Below are 18961 nucleotides of genomic sequence, written 5' to 3'. Positions count from 1 at the left end.
GATGACGGGGCGGAGGGCCGAGATTCACATGCAGGAGCCGCGGGACCGAGTTCCAAGGCTCGCACAAGCGATCACCCGCCTTCCGCGAATGCTCACCGCGCGCACAGCACCGGCTCCAGCGCCGCCATCGCCTGCCGGAACGCCGCCAGGTGCAGGCCGTCCCGGAGCGCTCCGGGCTTGGCGTAGCCGGTCTCGCCGTCGCGCAGCGTGGCGAACGGGTCCGCAAAAGTGCAGCCGAGGCGGGTGCAGAGCGCGCGCAGCCGGTGCGAATAATCCGGTACGGCCGCCGCATCGAGGAACCGGCCGCTCTCGCGGCCGATCGGGGGCAGGGCGGTCACCACCACGCGGGGGCTGGCCGCCTGAAGCCGTTTGACGAGGGCAACCACATGCGCCTCGAACCGCGAAACCGCCTCGGCGGACCGTGGGGCGTTCTTCGCGAGGATGTCGTTGGTGCCGATCGTCAGGGCCGCGACCTTGGGCGCATGGTCGAATCGCAGCCCGGCGAGGTGATCGAGAAGGGCGGCGGCGGTCGCACCGCTGAAGCCGCCGTTGACAAGGTCCAGGCCGCAGGGCCGCTGGCTTCCGGGCTGCAGCTCCACCTGGGAATCGCCGGCCCAGAACACGTAGTCCTGCGGCGCCTCGTCCAGGCTGACCTGGACGGCGATGCCGCGCATCACCGCGTAGGCTCGGGCATCCACAGCGGGCTTGTGCAGATGCCAGCCGGCGAGGGCTCCCAGCGCCAGCAGGGCCAGCGCCGCGAGGATCGCGAGAAGGCCCCGCCTCACGGCTCGACGCCGGCTCGGTCGACCCGCGCCTCCGGCCGCGAATCGGTCGTCGCGTAATAGGGCTTGATGTCGAGGAGCGGCGTTCCGTCCAGGCAGTCGAGCCCGCGGACCTGCAGGGTGTCGCCCGCGCGGGTGATCAGCGCGACGACCGAGAGCGCGATCGGGTTGGGCCGGGCGGGGGAGCGCAGCGCGAACGTGCCGCGCGGCCCGTCGGCGTGGCGCGGCTGCTGAACCACGAGCCCCCGGGTGGCCTGGTCCAACCAGTAGAGCAGGATGAGGTGCGTGCAGCCGGTGATCGTGAGCAGGCCGGGCGCGTAGGCTGGATCGACCTCGACGGTGCAGACGGCGTCGGTCTGCAGCCCGTTCTTCGGGCAGTCCCGGCGCGTACGCCACGGCGTCCTGAGGCGGCCGATGAAGTGGAGGCCGGCGTCGAATGCGGCGGGCAGGTCCGCCATCTCCTCGCCGGGACGGATCCCGAATTCGTCCGCGCCGCTCAAGGAACCTCCGCGCCCCCTCATCCCGCGCCAGTTCTCGGTCAAGCGCCGTCCGGCCGCAAGCCCGGGTCGCGCGCGCACGCTCCGCGGTGTAGATCCGAGCTTGCGACGGGAGGGTTCATGATCGAGCGGGAATTGCGGCCGATGCAGGCCGTGGCGGATGCGGAGAGCGCAGTCGATCGCCTGGTCGAGCTCTATGACGGCGCCGCCGACGCCTTGCGGCAGGCGCTGGAGCGGTACCTTGCGGGCGGTCCTCCGCCGGACGCCACCGAGCGTCTCGCGTTCCGCTATCCCGAATTGCGGATCAGCTATCGCCCCGTCGGCCCGCTGCCGCGGGTGCGCCGCGCCACCGCCAAGCTCCAGGCGGCCGGCACCTACGCCACCACGGTCACGCACCCGGCCTTCTTCCGCCACTATCTCACCCGGCAGCTGCAGCCGCTGATCGACGATTACGGCATCCAGATCGAGGTGGGCCTGAGCGCACAGGAGATCCCCTATCCCTACGTGCTGGAGGCGGGGCTCGACGCGCGCGGGAGCACCGTCGACGGCGCCGAACTCGCGACCTACTTCCCCGTTCCGCTGCTGTCGCTGGTGGGCGACGAGATCGCCGACGGGACGTTCGATCTGGTGGACGGCGAGCCGCTGCCTCTGGCGTTGTTCGACGCGGTGCGGGTGGATTACTCCCTGCGCCGCCTGGTCCACTACACGGGGTGCGACTGGCGCGAGGTCCAGCCCTGGATCCTGCTCACCAACTACCACCGCTACGTCGATCAGTTCGTCCGGCACGGGCTGGAGCGCCTGGCTTCCGGCGCGGAGGGTTTCGAGCGGCTGGTGCTGCCCGGCGGCCTGTCGGTGAGCCGGGCGGAGGCCGCGACGGCCGATCCCGCCGCGGTGATCGCCGCTTCGCCCTGGCACCGCCACCAGATGCCGGCCTATCACCTCGTGGCGCGCGGTGCCGATGGCACCATGCAGGGCACGACGCTGGTCAATATCGGCGTCGGCCCCTCGAACGCGAAGACGATCACCGATCACCTCGCCGTCCTGCGCCCGGATTGCTGGCTGATGGTCGGCCATTGCGGCGGCCTGCGCCAGTCGCAGACCATCGGCGATTACGTGCTGGCCCACGCCTATCTCCGGCGGGACCGGATCCTCGACGAACTGGTGCCGCCGGACGTGCCGGTGCCGGCGCTCGCCGAGGTGCAGGTCGCGCTCCAGAGCGCCGCCGCCTCGGTGACCGGCGAGCAGGCGGAGGCTCTGAAGCGCCGGCTGCGCACCGGCACGGTGGTGACCTATGACGACCGCAACTGGGAGCTGCGGTTCAGCCAGGAGCGTCGGCGGATCAACCAGTCGCGGGCGATCGCGGTGGACATGGAGAGCGGCACGGTGGCGGCGCAGGGCTTCCGCCTGCGCGTGCCGTACGGGGCGCTGCTCTGCGTCTCCGACAAGCCGCTCCACGGCGAGATCAAGCTGCCCGGCGCGGCGAACGCGTTCTACGACCGGGCGGTGTCGGAGCACCTGCGCGTCGGGCTGGCGGCCCTCGACGCGCTGCGGGCTGACCGGCACGGGCTGCATTCGCGCAAGCTGCGCAGCTTCGACGAGCCGCCGTTCCGGTAACCCGCCGGACCAACAATACAGTCACGCTTTCGTTGTTCTTGCGCGACAGCGACTGACTGACACGGCGTCTTCAGTCGTCATAACGGGATACCAGCGATCGATCGGACGTTGAGAAGTCATACTCCTCGCAAGGATTGGACTTTCTCATGAAGCGATTTGCTCTCGCATCGACGGCACTGCTGGCGGCCTTCGCCCTGGCCCCGACCGGCGCGGATGCCCGCGGCTTCGGCGGCGGCGGGTTCCGGGGTGGCGGCTTTCACGGCGGCGGGTTCGGCGGTGGCGGTTTCCGGGGCGGCGCGTTGGGTGGCGGCGGCTTCCGCGGTTCAGCTCTTGGAGGTGGCGGATTTCGCGGCGCGGGCATCGGTCATCCCAGCATCGGGGTCGGCCGCGGTGTCGGAGTCGGTGGCTTCCAGCGCGGCGGCTTCGCCAATGCCGGCCGCGGCGGTCTGATCGGCCATCGCGGCGTCGTCGGCCGTGGGTTCGCCAACCGCGGCTATTATGGCCGGGGTTATGGTGGTGGCTACGGCCGCGGCCTGGGTTATGGCCTTGCCGGTGTCGGCCTCGGATTGGGGGTCGGCTACGGTCTCGGCGGTGTCGGATACGGCTTGGCCGGCGACGGCTACGGCGACAGCTGCACCGGTGCCTTCGGCTACGGTTACGATCCCGCCTATTGCGGCACCTACGGCTACGGCTACTGAACGCCGTCCGCAGGCTCCGTCGCTGCCATGAAGGCCCGGCCGGAAACGGTCGGGCTTTTTTTAGGCGCGAGGACGGTTTCTGGACCCGTCGGCCTTCGCGGTTCGCGAAGGCTGCGTCGCGGACTGCCGAATTGCGAACGGTTCCAGACCGGCCCATGCAGGCGCTTGCACGCAGCGCGGGAGGGGCGGATGAGCGGAGGAGCGGTCGTTCCGGCGACAGCCGCCCTGCTGGTGTTGTGCATGGGCCTCTGGGCCACGGCACTCCTGCCGGAGATCGTCACTGCGCTCGCCTTCTTCGGTCTGGCGATGCTGCTGCGGCTTGGAACTGCCGCCACCGTGTTCTCGGGCTTCTCGGCCTCGGCGTTCTGGCTGGTCCTGTCCGGCATGGTCGTGGGCCAGGGCATGACCCGCACGGGCCTCGGCGCCCGCATGGCCGGCGCGCTGGCGGGACGCCTGTCCGGCTCCTACGCGCAATTCATTGCCGGCCTTGTGATCCTGAGCTTCCTGATCGCGTTCGTGATGCCGTCCAACCTCGGCCGGATCGCCCTGATGATCCCGGTGACGCTCGCGCTCTGCGACAGCTTCGGGCTGGTGCCGGGCCGGCCGGGACGGACCGGCGCGGTCCTGGCGGTCGGCGTCGCGACGCCGATCCTGTCGGCGGCGATCCTGCCCGCCAACGTTCCGAATCTCGTGATGGCCGGCTCCGCCGAGAAAGTGCTCGGCCTGCACCTCTCCTACCTGTCCTACTTCGTCCTGCACGCGCCGGTCCTGGCGGTGGTGAAGGGCGCCCTGCTGGTGGCGCTGATCGTGCGCCTGTTCCCCGACCGGCTCAGCCCCGACGCACACGCCCTGCCGGTGCCGCGGCCCGTCTCGGGTGCGGAACGGCGCCTGGCGGTGATCCTCGCCTGCACTCTGGCGCTCTGGATGACCGACAGCCTGCACGGCCTCGCCCCGGCCTGGGTCGGGCTCGCGGCCGCGGTGATCTGCCTGCTGCCCAGGATCGGGGTGCTTCCGCCCGAGTCGTTCCAGCAGGTGAACCTGCGGACCTGCTTCTACATCGCGGCGCTGCTGGGCCTCGTCGCCCTGGTGAACGAGACCGGCCTCGGGGCACGGCTCGGCCATGCGCTGCTGGCCGTGGCGCCGCTCACCCCGGACGTGCCGACCCAGAACTTCGCGGTGCTTGCCGGCATCAGCACGGTCCTGACGCTGCTCGTCACGGCCAACGGGGCGCCGGCCCTCTACACCGCGCTGGCGGGGGAGATGTCCCAGGCCAGCGGGCTGTCGGCGCTCGCCGTCGTGTCCGTGCAGGTGATCGGCTATTCGACGCTGTTCTTCCCCTATCAGGCGCCCCCGATCGTGGTCGCCAGCGAGCTCGGTGGCGTGCGCCTGCGGGACGCGACGCGACTCACCCTGGCCTTCGGGCTGGCCTCGCTCGTGATCGCGACACCCCTCGATTACGCCTGGTGGCGCCTCCTGGGCCAACTCAAGTGACAGATCCGCCGCCCTATCAACACGCCCCCCGCATTGCGCCGCAGCATGACACATTGCGGCTTGGGCCCGGAGGCACTAGCGCTACCACCAGATTAGAGACGGTCCAGTTCGCAGCTGCGAGGCTTCAACCCAATGGCACCCACCGCCCGCCCGACAGTGGCACAGCCGCTTTCACCGCATCTCCAGATCTATCGCTGGACCTGGACGATGGCGATGTCGGTGTTTCACCGTATTACCGGCACCGCGCTCTACGGCGGAACTGCCCTCGTCGCGATCTGGCTCGTGGCGCTTGCCTCGGGGCCGGCGGCCTATTCCTACGTCGCCTGGTTCTTCGGCTCGCTGCTCGGCCGCCTGATCTTGTTCGCCTACACGTGGGTGCTGATGCATCACATGCTCGGCGGCCTGCGCCACCTGGTTTGGGATACCGGCGTCGGCTTCGACCGGGAGAAGCGCCTGAACATGGCGCGCCTGACGCTGGTCGGGTCGATCGCGCTCACCATCGTCATCTGGGCGGTCGCCCTTCTGGTCCGCTGAGGGGAGGCCGGCATGGCTAAGGAAGAGATCCGCCAGGACACCCGCGTCTCGATCCGCACGCCGCGCGCGCGCGTCCGCGGCATCGGCATCGCCCATCACGGCGCCGGCCACTGGTGGCAGCAGCGGGTGACCGCGGCGGCGAACGCCGTCCTGATGCTGGCCTTCGTGGTGATCGTCGCCAGCATGGCCGGCCGGGGCTATGTCGAAGCGACGCAGCTGATCGCGAAACCCTTCGTCTCGATCATCCTGATCCTGGCGCTCCTGTCGGTGACGATCCACATGCGGATCGGCATGCAGGTGGTGATCGAGGACTACGTTCACGGCCAGGGCACGAAGATCGCCGCCGTGTTCGCCAACAACATCTACGCGGTCCTGGTGGCCGTGGCTTGCCTCTACGCGGTCCTGCGCATCGGCTTCGGACAGCCGGCCTGAACCCCGCCATCACGCATTTCGAGGAGCCGATCATGGCCGCCAACGGCACCAACGGCAGCGGACCTGCCTACACCATCCACGATCACGCCTTCGACGTGGTGATCGTCGGGGCCGGCGGCGCGGGCCTGCGCGCCACCGTCGGCTGCTCCGAGGCCGGCCTGCGCACCGCCTGCATCACCAAGGTGTTCCCGACCCGGTCGCACACCGTGGCGGCGCAGGGCGGCATCTCGGCCTCGCTCGGCAACATGGGGCCGGACGATTGGCGCTGGCACATGTACGACACCGTGAAGGGGTCGGACTGGCTCGGCGACCAGGACGCGATCGAGTACCTCGTCCGCAACGCGCCGGCCGCCGTCTACGAGCTGGAGCATTGGGGCGTGCCCTTCTCCCGCACGGAAGAGGGAAAGATCTACCAGCGCCCGTTCGGAGGCATGACCACCGATTACGGCAAGGGCACCGCCCAGCGGACATGCGCGGCAGCCGACCGCACCGGCCACGCCATGCTGCACACCCTCTACGGGCAGGCGGTGAAGAACCAGACCGACTTCTTCATCGAGTATTTCGCCCTCGACCTCATCATGGATGAGGACGGCCGCTGCCGGGGCGTCATCGCCCTCGACCAGGCCACCGGCGAGATCCACCGGTTCCGCGCCCAGACCACCATCCTGGCCACCGGCGGCTACGGCCGCGCCTACTTCTCGGCGACCTCGGCGCATACCTGCACGGGCGACGGCAACGCCATGGTGCTGCGGGCCGGCCTGCCGCTCCAGGACATGGAGTTCGTGCAGTTCCACCCCACCGGCATCTACGGCGCCGGCTGCCTGATCACCGAGGGCTCGCGCGGCGAGGGCGGCTACCTGACCAACTCCGAGGGCGAGCGCTTCATGGAGCGCTACGCCCCCTCGGCCAAGGACCTCGCCTCGCGCGACGTGGTCTCGCGCTCCATGACCATGGAGATTCGCGACGGCCGCGGCGTCGGCAAGAACAAAGACCACATCTACCTGCACCTCGACCACCTCGATCCGAAGATCCTGCACGAGCGCCTGCCGGGCATCTCCGAATCCGCCAAGATCTTCGCGGGAGTCGACGTGACCAAGGAACCGATCCCGGTCATCCCGACCGTGCACTACAACATGGGCGGCATCCCCACGAACTATCACGGCGAGGTGCTGACCCTGCGGGACGGCAACCCCGACACCGTGGTGCCGGGCCTCATGGCGATCGGCGAGGCGGCCTGCGTCTCGGTCCACGGCGCCAACCGCCTCGGCTCCAATTCGCTGATCGACCTCGTGGTGTTCGGCCGCGCCGCCGGCAAGCGCTGCGCCGAGATCGTCGAGCCGAACGGCCGGGCGCAGGAACTGCCCAAGGGCGCCACCGACAAGGCGCTCGAGCGCCTCGACCGCTTCCGACACGCCAACGGCTCGACGCCGACCGCGGAGCTGCGCGCCGAGATGCAGAAGACCATGCAGAACAACTGCGCGGTGTTCCGCACCGGCGAGGTCCTGGAAGAGGGCAAGGGCCTGATCCACAAGGTCTGGAATGCCGCCTCCGACGTGAAGATCACCGACCGGTCGCTGGTCTGGAACACCGACCTGCTTGAGACCCTGGAGTTCGACAACCTGATCGGCCAGGCGGTGGTGACCATGGAATCGGCGGCCAACCGCAAGGAATCCCGCGGCGCCCATGCCCGCGAAGACTTCCCGGACCGCGACGACAAGGAGTGGATGAAGCACACCCTCTCCTGGCTCGACGAGGGCCGCCACCAGGTCAACATCGATTACCGGCCGGTGCACACGTACACGATGTCGAACGAGATCCAGTACATCGAGCCGAAGGCCCGGGTGTACTGAATTCAACACTCTCGATGCGCGCGTCGGACCGCGGCGTGCGTATCCGTCCAGACCGGTTTCCGGTTCTGACCGATATTGCCGGATATAAACGCGATGGCCCAGTTCAACCTTCCCAAAAACTCCCAGATCACGCAGGGACGTTCGTGGGCACCGCCTGCCGGGTCCAAGAACCTGCAGACATTCAAGATCTACCGGTGGAACCCGGATGACGGGGCCAATCCGCGGATCGACACCTATCAGGTCGACCGCGACGATTGCGGTCCAATGGTGCTCGACGCGCTGTTGTGGATCAAGAACAAGGTCGACTCGACCCTCGTGTTCCGTCGTTCCTGCCGCGAGGGCATCTGCGGTTCCTGCGCCATGAACATCGAGGGGCAGAACGCGCTCGCCTGCACGATGGGCATCGAGGAGTGCAAGAGCCCCGACAACGCCCTTCCGATGATGACCCGCAAGGACAAGGACGGGGCGATCCGGATCTACCCGCTTCCGCACATGCCGGTGCTGAAGGATCTGGTCCCGGACCTGACCAACTTCTACGCCCAGCACGCCGCGATCGAGCCCTGGCTCCAGACAGAGACGCCCGCCCCCGAGAAGGAGTGGCGCCAGACCCCCGAGGACCGGTCGAAGCTCGACGGCCTGTACGAGTGCATCCTGTGCGCGTGCTGCAGCACGTCGTGCCCGAGCTACTGGTGGAACGGCGACAAGTTCCTCGGCCCGGCTGCCCTGCTCCAGGCCTATCGCTGGCTGATCGATTCGCGCGACGAGAACACCGGCGACCGGCTCGATGCCCTGCACGACCCGTTCCGGCTCTACCGCTGCCACACGATCATGAACTGCGCCAACACCTGCCCGAAGAACCTGAACCCGGCCAAGGCCATCGCCGAGATCAAGAAGATGATGGTCGAGCGGGTGGTCTGACCGCCGGATCTGAGGCGCCCCGGCCACACCGGGGCGAAAAGGTCCGCCGTCCGCAGCGGACTCGGCTGCGGACGGCGCGGTCGCCTTGCCGTCAGCGCATTTGCCACCGAGTCAGGGCCCAAGGCGCCGCCGTGCGCTTTTCCCAAGCCTGATCCGAAGTGGTCCGATGCTGCGCCCGAGCCTGCCGACCTTCGCCGCCCTGTGCCTGAGCGCCACGCTCGGCGCCTGCGCGTCCACCCGACTGGAAAGCCCGAGGACGAGGGCTCCGTCGCAGGCGCCTCTTGATTCCGTTCAGGCGGTCCCGTCGGGCACGGTGACGGCGGCGCCGCTCGCGCCCCCGCCCGGCGCGAGCGCCAGCCCCGACGCGCCGCCGCTGCCCGGCGCCCAGGCCAATGCGACGCCCAACACCCCCACGGTCATCGCCGAGCCGGTCGTGCCGCCGGCGCCGCCCCCACCCGTCGTCACCAGCGGCCGCGCCTCGGTGGTCGGCAGCTGGGACGCGCGGGACGCGACTGGCGGGAACTGCAAGGTGACCCTGTCCAGTGCCCCGGCCCTCGACCTCTACAAAGCCTCCGCGTCCGGCTGCCCCAACAAGGACCTCGCCCGGGTCTCGGCCTGGGATTTCCGCGATGGCGAGGTCTACCTCTATCAGCCCGGCGGCACGGTGGCGGCGCGGCTGCGCCAGGGCGGCGGCGCGCTCGAGGGGGCGCTGACCAAGTCGGGCGCCTCGCTCGCCCTGGCCCGCTGAACCGGATCCGCGGCAACGGGATCGGCCGCGTCCGGCCGATCCTCAAGAAGGAATTTTATCTGAGGCTCCGGCGCCGCGACGACCGCGCGCGCTTGGCGGCCGACGGCTGGCGCTTACATGGTGGGCTCTCCCATCTGTGCGCCCGGAAGACATGTTCCTGAATTGGCTTGAGCGCCGCGTCGATCCGTTCGCGCCCTTCGACGAGACGCGGACCCCGCCGCGGACGGTGCTGGGCTTCGCTGGGTTCTACCTGCGTCCGATCCGGGCGGCCCTGGTGGCGTTGTTCGTCATCGCGGTGGTGGCAGGGACCGTCGAGGCCTCGCTCTACCTGGTGATGCGCTGGTTCATCGACCTGCTGGCCACGTCCGACCGGGCCAGCGTCCTGTCGGACCATGCGGTCGGGCTCGGGCTGGTGTTCCTGCTGATCGCGCTGGTGCGGCCGATCTCGATCTGGCTGCACGAGGTGCTGTCCAACCAGCTGATCGTGCCGCAATCGACCAGCCAGATCCGCTGGCGGGCGCATCTCTACACCCTCGGGCATTCGCTCTCGTACTTCCAGGGCGACTTTTCGGGCCGCCTTGCGAACCGCGTCGTGCAGGTCGGTCCGGCGGTTCGCGAACTGGCCGTCGTGTTCATCGACACGCTGCTCTACGTCGCGATCTACGCGGTGACAGCGGTCGGGCTGTTCGGGTCGATCTCGCCCTGGCTCGCCCTGCCGGTGCTGGTTTGGATCGGCGCCTATGCCGCGCTCACGACCTGGTTCGTGCCCCGCGCCCGCGCCCGCTCGCACAAGACCGCCGACACCCGCTCGGTGCTGATCGGCCGCATCGTCGATAGCTACACCAACATCCTCACCGTGAAGCTGTTCGCCCGCGACCGCGAGGAGCGTGCGACGGTGCGCGACGCGGTGGAGGTCCATACCGACGCCTACCTGTACCAGTTCCGGCTGGTGACGCTGACGACCAGCGTGCTCGGGATGCTCAACAGCGCGCTGCTGATCGCCACCGGGGCGGCCTGCCTGATTCTCTGGCGGGACGGCAGCATGACCACCGGCGAAGCCTCGGCCGGCCTCGCCCTGATCCTGCGGCTCATCGCCATGTCAGGCTGGGTGATGCAGACGGTCCGCGGCGTGTTCGAGAATGTCGGGGTGATCCAGGAGAGCATGCAGACCATGGCGCGCCCGCACGCGCTGGTCGACGCCCCGGAGGCCCGCGAGTTGGCAGTGGCGGGCGGCGAGATCCGCTTCGAGAATGTCGGCTTCCATTACGGACGCGGCGACGCCACCGTGATCGAGGATTTCACGCTGACGATCCGCCCCGGCGAGAAGGTCGGGCTGGTCGGCGTCAGCGGCGCGGGTAAATCCACCCTCGCGAGCCTGCTGCTGCGCCTCTACGAGGTCGAGAGCGGCCGGATCCTGGTGGATGCCCAGGACATCGCGACGGTGACGCAGCAGTCGCTCCGCGAGGCCATCGCGATGGTCAGCCAGGACACGTCCCTGCTGCACCGCTCGATCCGCGAGAACATCGGCTACGGGCGTCCCGGGGCCACGCAGGAGGAAATCGATCGCGCCGCCCGGCTGGCCCATGCCGACCGGTTCATCGCCGATCTCGTCGATCACAAGGGCCGCCGGGGCTACGACGCCCAGGTTGGCGAGCGCGGCGTCAAGCTGTCGGGCGGCCAGCGCCAGCGCATCGCCATCGCCCGGGTCATGCTCAAGGACGCGCCGATCCTGATCCTGGACGAGGCGACGTCCGCCCTCGACAGCGAGGTCGAGGCGGCGATCCAGGAATCACTCGACACGCTGATGGCCGGCAAGACCGTGGTGGCGATCGCCCACCGGTTGTCGACCATCGCGGCGCTCGACCGCTTGGTGGTGATCGACCGGGGCCGAATCGTCGAGGAGGGCACCCATGCCGAACTCGTCGCCCGCGGGGGCGTCTACGCCGGCCTCTGGGCCCGCCAATCCGGGGGCTTCCTGGACGGTGGAACGACCCGTCTCGACAGCGCCGTGGCGTAGCAGCGCAGGCCGGGCGCTGCCCTGCAACATATGACAACGATCGTGACCTAAGCGCGTCCTCCGGCGCCCCGGCATAGCTTGACTTGGGGGTGGCAGACGGTCTCATTGCTCAGATTAGAACGATAATGCTTTGATCTCGGTACAGCCGGGACATCAGGGCAGGGCACCTGCGGCCCTCACGCCGACGCACGGAGTTCCAAATCTTGGCGACCACCTCCGCCACTACTCCCGCATCCCGGGAGGGCAGCGCCCACGACGGCAGCTCTCAAGACGGCAGCCGCCGCGACTTCCTGTTCCTCGCCACGGGGGCTGGCCTCGCCGTCGGTGCGGGTGCCGCGGCATGGCCGCTGGTCTCCTCCATGGCGCCCGACGCCGACACGATCGCGGCCGGGGCGCCGATCGACGTAGATCTGACGCCCATCCAGGACGGACAGATCGTCAACGTCTTCTGGCGCGGCAAGCTGATCTTCGTCCGCAAGCTCACCGCCAAGGAGGTGACCGACATGGAGGCGGTCCCGCTGTCGGCGATGATCGATCCGGCGGCCTTCCCGACCCGGGTCAAGAAAGGCCACGACCAGTGGCTGATCGTTTACGGCAACTGCACGCATCTCGGTTGCGTGCCGATCGGTCACCAGGGCAGCTTCGAGGGCTGGGCGTGCCCCTGCCACGGCTCGCAGTTCGACGCCGTCGGGCGCGTCCGCCACGGGCCGGCCCCCATCAACCTGCCGATCCCGCCCTACGCCTTCGAGACGGATACGAAGATCCGGATCGGCGAGGGTGGCAAGGAAGCGGCGTGAGAAGGACGCGGACATGAGCGGAACTGCCAGCACGTACGTCCCGAAGAGTCGCGTCGCCAAATGGTTCGAGGCCCGGCTGCCGATCGCCGGGCTCGTGCACTCGTCCTTCATCGCCTATCCGGTCCCGCGCAACCTCAACTACTTCTGGACCTTCGGGGCGATTCTCGCCGCCTTCCTGGGAATCCAGATCGTCACCGGCGTCTGGCTGGCGATGCATTACGAGCCCTCCGCGACGGGGGCGTTCAACTCCGTCGAAAAGATTATGCGCGACGTGAACTACGGCTGGCTGCTGCGCTACGCGCACGCCAACGGCGCGTCGATGTTCTTCGTGGCGGTCTACGTCCACATGTTCCGGGCGCTGTACTACGGGTCGTACAAGGCCCCGCGTGAGGTGCTCTACATCCTCGGCGTGATCATCTACCTGTTGATGATGGCGACCGCCTTCCTCGGCTACACGCTGCCGTGGGGCCAGATGAGCTTCTGGGGCGCCACCGTCATCACCAACATCCTGGCGGCGATCCCGGTGGTGGGCGACACCATCCAGACCCTGCTGTGGGGCGGCTACTCGGTCGGCAACCCGACGGTGAACCGGTTCTTCTCGCTGCACTACCTGCTGCCCTGGATGATCGCCGGCGTCGTCGTGCTGCATGTCTGGGCGCTGCACGTCACCGGCCAGAACAACCCGGCCGGCATCCCGATCAAGTCGGGCAAGGACGCGGTTCCGTTCACCCCCTACGCCACCGTCAAGGACGTGTTCGCCACCTGCGTGTTCATGATCCTGTTCGCGTGGTTCCTGTTCTACCAGCCGAACTACCTGGGCCACGCCGACAACTACATCCCGGCCAACCCGGCGGTAACGCCCGCGCACATCGTGCCCGAATGGTACTTCCTGCCGTTCTACGCGATCCTGCGGGCCGTCCCGAGCAAGCTCGGCGGCGTGATCCTGATGTTCTCGGCGGTGATCATCCTGGCGTTCGCGCCGTGGCTGGACTGGTCGCGGGTGCGCTCCTGCAACTACCGGCCGATCTACCGCCAGTTCTTCTGGGCGTTCATCGGCGCGACCTTCCTCCTGGGCTGGCTCGGATCCCAGCCGCCGGAGGGGGGCTACGTGATCGCGTCGCAGATCTGCACGGCCTATTACTTCGCCCACTTCCTGATCGTAATGCCGCTGTGCGGCCTGTTCGAGACGCCCAAGGCGCTCCCGGCCTCGATCCTGGAGAGCGTGACCGGGCCGGGCAAACAGGTGAGCGGATCGGGGATGCCGGCGGGCGCCGCCGCCGCTCCGATTACCAAAGGCTGACGGGGTGACGACGGAACCATGATGATGACCCGCGTCCTCTCGACGACCGCTGCCGCCGCCCTCGCGGCGCTGCTGATCGGCGCCGTGCCGGCCTCCGCCCAGGAAGGGCATGGCGGCCCGGTGCCGGGCCGCGTCAACTGGAGCTTCGCCGGCACGTTCGGCCGCTTCGACACCGCCCAGCTCCAGCGCGGCTTCCAAGTCTACAAGGAGGTCTGCTCCGCTTGCCACTCGATGAAGCTGGTGGCCTTCCGCAATCTCGCGCAGGAGGGCGGGCCGGACTTCTCGGCCGCGCAGGTCAAGGCGCTGGCCGCGACCTACCAGGTGAAGGACGGCCCGAACGATGCGGGCGACATGTTCGACCGGCCGGGTCGGCCGGCGGACACGTTCCCGCCCCCCTTCCCGAACGACCAGGCCGCGGCGGCCGCCAACGGCGGCAAGGCACCGCCGGACTTCTCGGTGATCGCCAAGGCGCGGACCTTCTCCCGCGGCTCGCTGTACTTCCTGACCGATTGGCTGCCGCTGATCGGCTATTCCGAGCAGGGGCCCGACTACATCCATGCGCTCCTCAACGGCTACGAGGAGGCGCCGAAGGAATTCACGGTCCCCGATGGCGGCCACTACAACAAGTACTATCCCGGCCACATCGTCGCGATGCCGCCGCCGATCACCGACGGCCAGGTCACCTACGCCAAGAACGACGCCGGCCAGCCCGTGGTCCCCGAGACGGTGGACCAGTACGGCAAGGACGTCTCGGCCTTCCTGATGTGGGCGGCCGAGCCGCACATGATGGACCGCAAGGCGCTTGGCTTCCGGGTGATCCTGTTCCTGATCATCATGTCGGGGCTGCTCTACTACGTGAAGAAGAAGGTCTGGGCCGATGTCGGCGGCGAGGTCCACGGCCTCCAGCCGGAGCTGCACAAGACCTTCTGAGGCGCCGCCTCACCGATCCTGCCGGGTGGGCCTCCTTCGGGGGGCCCATCTTTTTTGCGCTGGGACTGCGTGCTACCGGTCGGCGAGCGCGATGGTCCGCCTCCCGGCAACGCAGATGCCCTCCACCCCCTCATCCTGAGGTACCCGCGTCGGCGGGCCTCGAAGGCGGGCTCCAGGGATAGCCGCTGACGCCGGAGGCCTCCGCTCCGCTCCGGCACCTCACGATGAGGTCGCGGATTGGACGAACCTCACGAAAGGGAAACCGGCATGACGGCAGCGGTGCTCGGGGTGATGGGCGGGTCTGGGGTCTACGACCTGCCGGGCCTGGAGGACGTGCGCGAGGAGCAGGTCGCATCGCCCTGGGGCGAGCCATCGGACGCCCTGCGCATCGGGCGGATCGGCGACACCAAGATCGTGTTCCTGGCCCGCCACGGGCGCGGCCACCGGTTCTCGCCGTCGGGCATCAATTACCGCGCCAATATCGACGCGATGAAGCGGGCGGGCGTGACGGATCTGGTCTCGCTCTCGGCCTGCGGATCGTTCCGCGAGGAGCTGCCTCCGGGACTGTTCGTGCTCGTGGATCAGTTCGTCGACCGCACCCATGGGCGCGCGTCGTCGTTCTTCGGCGACGGCTGCGTGGCCCATGTCTCGCTCGCGCATCCGGTCGGCCCGACCCTGCAGGCGCACATCGCGGCGGCGGCCAAGGCCGAGGACATTCCCGTCCATCGCGGCGGGACCTATGTCTGCATGGAGGGCCCGCAATTCTCGTCGCTCGCCGAATCCCGCGCCTACAAGGCACAGGGGTTCGACGTCATCGGCATGACCAACATGCCCGAGGCGAAGCTCGCCCGCGAGGCCGAGATCACCTACGCGACGATCGCCATGGTGACCGACTTCGATTGCTGGCACCCCGGCCACGACGCCGTGGACGTCGCCGCGGTGATCGCCGTGGCCCGGGCCAACGCCGACAAGGCCGCCCGGCTGGTGGCACGGCTCGCCCGCGATTTCCCGGCCACGCGCGAGCCCTGCCCGGCCGGTTCGCACCGGGCGCTGGACGGCGCGATCATGACCGCGCCGGCCGCCCGCGACCCGGCGGTGCTGGCCAAGCTCGACGCTGTGGCGGGCCGGGTGCTGAACGGCTAGGGCGGCGTCGCCCTTTCCATTCCGAACGAAGTCACACTAGAACGCCCGCGCGGCCGCAGGCCGGCCCCGACGCAAAGTCCTCATAAAATGCGCAGCGCCTCCATCAGCCGGAAGACCGCCGAGACCGACATCGCGGTTAGCGTCGGCCTCGACGGGACCGGGCAGTCGAAGATCGCCACCGGCATCGGCTTCCTCGATCACATGCTGGACCTGTTCGCCCGGCACGGCCTGTTCGACCTGGAGGTCAAGGTCGACGGGGACCTGCATATCGACCAGCACCATTCCGCGGAGGATTGCGGCATCGCGCTGGGCCAAGCCTTCGCCAAGGCGCTCGGCGACAAGCGCGGCGTGACGCGCTACGCCGACATCCACCTGCCCATGGACGAGGCGCTGACGCGGGTCTGCGTCGATATCTCGGGGCGGCCGTTCCTGGTGTTCCGCACCACGTTCAAGGTGGAGAAGATCGGGCAGTTCGACACCGAGCTGGTCCGCGAGTGGTTCCAGGCCTTCGCGATGAATGCCGGGCTGACGCTGCACGTCGAGACCCTGTACGGCGACAACGCCCACCACATCGCCGAAAGCTGCTTCAAGGGCCTGGCCCGCGCCTTGCGGAAAGCGGTCGCGATCGATCCCCGCGAGGAGGGACGCGTTCCCTCTACGAAGGGCTCCCTGTAGACCGTCGTTTCGTCCTTGAGTTTGCACCGTCCCGAAAACATCGTTCGGGATAGCGCCGGAGCCGGGAGACCCGCCATGCGGATGCGCAGCTACACGCTCCACCTGCCGATCGATGCGCGGCCGGGCGAGTCCATCGGCCTCGACAGGGCCGTGCTCGTGCCAGACGGCTTTGCTTGGCCGGCCTTCGCCTTCGGCGTGCTGTGGTTCCTGTTCCACCGCCTCTGGATCGCGGCGCTCATCGTCCTGGCGGGGTTCCTGGCCCTGGCCGGCATCGGCCATCTGCTGGGATTGCCGGCGGGGATCGCCACGCTCGTCACGCTGCTGACCTCCTGGCTGGTCGGCCTCGAAGCCTCGAGCCTGCGCCGCTGGACCCTGGCGCGCCGGGGATGGCCGGCCCGGGATGCCGTCATCGCCGCTACCCCCGAGGAGGCTGAAGCCCGGGCCCTCAACCGCTGGCTCGATTCGAGCGCAGCGGCGCCGCGGGCGCCGTTCCCGGCCGGGCCGACCCGACGCACCGAGCCGGTGATCGGCCTGTTCCCCGCGCAGGAAATCGCCCGGTGACTGTCACGTCGAGACCCGCATGAGTACCGAGACGGTCGCGATCATCGATTACGGGTCGGGCAACCTCCATTCGGCCGCCAAGGCGTTCGAGCGCGCTGCGCGCGAGAGTGGGCGCGACGCCCGGATCCGCCTGACCTCCGACCCGGCCGTGGTGGCAGCCGCCGACCGCGTCGTCCTGCCGGGCGTCGGCGCCTACGCGGATTGCCGGCGCGGGCTCGATGCCGTCCCCGGCATGGTCGAGGCAATGACCGAGGTGGCGCAGGTCGCCGGCCGGCCGTTCCTGGGGATCTGCGTCGGCATGCAGTTGCTCGCGACCCGCGGTCTCGAATACGAGACCACGCCGGGTCTCGGCTGGATCCCGGGCGACGTCGCGCCGATCCGCCCGTCCGATCCGGCGCTCAAGATCCCCCATATGGGCTGGAACACCCTGCTGGCGGCTCGCGACCACGCGCTGCTCGCCGGCATCCCCACCGGAGAAGACGGCCTGCACGCCTACTTCGTGCACAGCTTCGCGCTCGCCGCCGCGCACCCGGAGGACGTGGTCGCGCAGGCCGAGTACGGTGGGCCGGTCACCGCCATGGTCGCCCGCGGCAACATCGCCGGAACGCAATTCCACCCCGAGAAGAGCCAGCGCCTCGGCCTGGCTCTCATCGCGAACTTTTTGAACTGGCGCCCCTGAGCGGGCTCCGGCTTCGGCCAGAAGGAAACGACCACCCGTGATCCTGTACCCGGCGATCGACCTGAAGGAAGGGCGCTGCGTCCGCCTCATCCAGGGGGATATGGCGCAGGCCAAGATCTTCGGTGACGATCCGGCCGCGCAGGCCGCGACCTTCGAGGACCAGGGCTTTCCCTGGCTGCACGTGGTCGATCTCGACGGCGCCTTCGCGGGCGCGCCGCGCAACGCCGCCGCGGTCGATGCGATCCTGGCCCGGGTCGGCATCCCGGTGCAGCTCGGCGGCGGGATCCGCGAGATGAAGACGCTCGAGGGCTGGCTTGCGAAGGGCGTAGCCCGGGTGATCATCGGCACCGCCGCCGTGCGCGACCCCGCATTCGTCCGGGAGGCGGCGCGCCTGCATCCCGGCAAGATCGCGGTGGGCATCGACGCCAAGGACGGCCGGGTGGCGGTCGAGGGCTGGGCACAGACCTCCAGCATGACCGCCGAGGAGCTCGGCCGCCGGTTCGAAGATGCCGGCGTCGCGGCGATCATCTACACCGACATCGCCCGCGACGGGATCCTCAAGGGCCTCAACGTCGAGATGACCCTGGCGCTGGCACAGGCCGTGCGGATCCCGGTGATCGCCTCCGGCGGCCTCGCCTCGATCGACGACGTGCACCGCCTGCTCCAGCCCGATTGCGCCCTTATCGCCGGCGCCATCACCGGCCGGGCCCTCTACGACGGCCGCATCGACCCGCAGGCCGCTCTTGCGGCGATCGCGCAGGCACGCGGCCCGGCGGCGTGATAGGTTTGACGATCGACGCCCATCGACCCAAGAAGTTGTCATGGCCCACCGCGCACCAGTCGGAACGGCCTACCAAGACGACTTCTACGCCTGGACGCAGGATCGGCGCGCTCTCCTGCGTGCAGGCGCCGTAACGGGGCTCGACGGGGAGACTCTCGCTCAGGAGATAGAGTGCTTAGGCCGGATTCAATTCGCCGGCTTGATGGGCGCCTTGCGGGGGGTACTCGCGACCATGCTCACGGTCGACGACGGCTCAAGCGCGCATAGCCGACGCGATGCAATCGATATCGCAAGGCACCGGAACCACGTCTCCGACGAACTTCGTGACAGCCCAAGTCTCAAGAACCGGCTGGGCGATGCTGTCGGGCGGGCTTATCGATGCCCCCGCCTTGAAGCCGCGGACACGACAGGTCTCGCCTTGAGGCACTTCCCAGAAGCCTGCCCCTACACGTATCAGGACATCATGGATCGGCCGTTCGCGATCGATCCCGAAACCTGATCGGACCGCCGAGGG

20 protein-coding genes are annotated in these 18961 nt (G+C 69.0%); 18 read left to right on the top strand and 2 right to left on the bottom strand.

Features of this window, described 5'->3' with window-relative positions; genetic code table 11:
- Positions 1–92 precede the first annotated feature (92 nt).
- The gene (locus ACYQPG_RS24290; protein WP_419830428.1) at positions 93–785 is read right to left on the bottom strand and encodes an SGNH/GDSL hydrolase family protein; all 693 of its coding nucleotides are present in this window, start codon (positions 783–785) and stop codon (positions 93–95) included.
- On the bottom strand, positions 782–1240 hold the full coding sequence (gene tsaA, locus ACYQPG_RS24285) for a tRNA (N6-threonylcarbamoyladenosine(37)-N6)-methyltransferase TrmO (protein WP_419831077.1): 459 nt from the start codon (positions 1238–1240) through the stop codon (positions 782–784). The genes ACYQPG_RS24290 and tsaA overlap by 4 nt, the downstream gene beginning before the upstream one ends.
- Positions 1241–1399: 159 nt before the next feature.
- On the opposite strand from tsaA, the gene ACYQPG_RS24280 reads away from it, so the two are divergent.
- The 18 genes from ACYQPG_RS24280 to ACYQPG_RS24195 all read left to right on the top strand — a co-directional run bounded on the left by ACYQPG_RS24280 (position 1400) and on the right by ACYQPG_RS24195 (position 18946).
- On the top strand, positions 1400–2893 hold the full coding sequence (locus tag ACYQPG_RS24280; protein ID WP_419830427.1) for an AMP nucleosidase: 1494 nt from the start codon (positions 1400–1402) through the stop codon (positions 2891–2893).
- Positions 2894–3039: 146 nt separating this feature from the next.
- Positions 3040–3591: a hypothetical protein gene (locus ACYQPG_RS24275; RefSeq protein WP_461231912.1), complete on the top strand. Its 552-nt coding sequence runs from the start codon at positions 3040–3042 to the stop codon at positions 3589–3591.
- Positions 3592–3780: 189 nt separating this feature from the next.
- Entirely contained in the window at positions 3781–5082 is a 1302-nt protein-coding gene (locus tag ACYQPG_RS24270; protein WP_147937899.1) for an SLC13 family permease, read from the top strand.
- A gap of 132 nt (positions 5083–5214) precedes the next feature.
- Positions 5215–5616: a succinate dehydrogenase, cytochrome b556 subunit gene (sdhC, locus tag ACYQPG_RS24265; protein ID WP_147910782.1), complete on the top strand. Its 402-nt coding sequence runs from the start codon at positions 5215–5217 to the stop codon at positions 5614–5616.
- A gap of 12 nt (positions 5617–5628) precedes the next feature.
- Positions 5629–6048, top strand: coding sequence for a succinate dehydrogenase, hydrophobic membrane anchor protein (gene sdhD, locus ACYQPG_RS24260; RefSeq protein WP_147937898.1), 420 nt, complete (start codon positions 5629–5631; stop codon positions 6046–6048).
- A 32-nt stretch (positions 6049–6080) separates the two neighbouring features.
- Positions 6081–7898 (top strand): succinate dehydrogenase flavoprotein subunit, encoded by a 1818-nt coding sequence (gene sdhA / locus ACYQPG_RS24255; protein ID WP_147910780.1) that lies wholly within the window; start codon positions 6081–6083, stop codon positions 7896–7898.
- 93 nt (positions 7899–7991) lie between these two features.
- A complete protein-coding gene (locus ACYQPG_RS24250; RefSeq protein ID WP_147937896.1) occupies positions 7992–8816 on the top strand; it encodes a succinate dehydrogenase iron-sulfur subunit in 825 nt (274 codons plus the stop codon).
- Between the two features lie 166 nt (positions 8817–8982).
- Positions 8983–9564, top strand: a complete 582-nt coding sequence (locus tag ACYQPG_RS24245) for an AprI/Inh family metalloprotease inhibitor (protein ID WP_419830425.1) — start codon at positions 8983–8985, stop codon at positions 9562–9564.
- A 151-nt stretch (positions 9565–9715) separates the two neighbouring features.
- Positions 9716–11581 (top strand): ABC transporter ATP-binding protein, encoded by a 1866-nt coding sequence (locus ACYQPG_RS24240; protein ID WP_419830424.1) that lies wholly within the window; start codon positions 9716–9718, stop codon positions 11579–11581.
- 203 nt (positions 11582–11784) lie between these two features.
- The gene (petA, locus tag ACYQPG_RS24235) at positions 11785–12378 is read left to right on the top strand and encodes a ubiquinol-cytochrome c reductase iron-sulfur subunit (RefSeq protein WP_147906554.1); all 594 of its coding nucleotides are present in this window, start codon (positions 11785–11787) and stop codon (positions 12376–12378) included.
- A gap of 13 nt (positions 12379–12391) precedes the next feature.
- On the top strand, positions 12392–13678 hold the full coding sequence (locus ACYQPG_RS24230; protein ID WP_147906555.1) for a cytochrome b: 1287 nt from the start codon (positions 12392–12394) through the stop codon (positions 13676–13678).
- An 18-nt stretch (positions 13679–13696) separates the two neighbouring features.
- A complete protein-coding gene (locus ACYQPG_RS24225) occupies positions 13697–14608 on the top strand; it encodes a cytochrome c1 (protein ID WP_461231911.1) in 912 nt (303 codons plus the stop codon).
- A 267-nt stretch (positions 14609–14875) separates the two neighbouring features.
- Positions 14876–15751: an S-methyl-5'-thioadenosine phosphorylase gene (locus ACYQPG_RS24220; protein WP_147906557.1), complete on the top strand. Its 876-nt coding sequence runs from the start codon at positions 14876–14878 to the stop codon at positions 15749–15751.
- A gap of 87 nt (positions 15752–15838) precedes the next feature.
- Positions 15839–16426 carry an imidazoleglycerol-phosphate dehydratase HisB gene (gene hisB / locus ACYQPG_RS24215; protein ID WP_147855552.1) on the top strand — a complete coding sequence of 196 codons (588 nt, stop codon included), beginning with the start codon at positions 15839–15841 and terminating at the stop codon, positions 16424–16426.
- 81 nt (positions 16427–16507) lie between these two features.
- Entirely contained in the window at positions 16508–16987 is a 480-nt protein-coding gene (locus tag ACYQPG_RS24210) for a DUF2628 domain-containing protein (protein ID WP_419831076.1), read from the top strand.
- Positions 16988–17006: 19 nt separating this feature from the next.
- Positions 17007–17666, top strand: a complete 660-nt coding sequence (gene hisH / locus ACYQPG_RS24205; protein ID WP_147906559.1) for an imidazole glycerol phosphate synthase subunit HisH — start codon at positions 17007–17009, stop codon at positions 17664–17666.
- 37 nt (positions 17667–17703) lie between these two features.
- Entirely contained in the window at positions 17704–18447 is a 744-nt protein-coding gene (gene hisA, locus ACYQPG_RS24200; RefSeq protein WP_147906560.1) for a 1-(5-phosphoribosyl)-5-[(5-phosphoribosylamino)methylideneamino]imidazole-4-carboxamide isomerase, read from the top strand.
- 40 nt (positions 18448–18487) lie between these two features.
- The gene (locus ACYQPG_RS24195; protein ID WP_419830422.1) at positions 18488–18946 is read left to right on the top strand and encodes a DUF29 domain-containing protein; all 459 of its coding nucleotides are present in this window, start codon (positions 18488–18490) and stop codon (positions 18944–18946) included.
- Positions 18947–18961: the final 15 nt, after the last annotated feature.

The sequence above is a fragment of the Methylobacterium sp. CM6246 genome (assembly GCF_054818005.1).
Note: the sequence above shows the minus strand (reverse complement) of the source record. Positions and strands in the feature narration are given on the sequence as shown.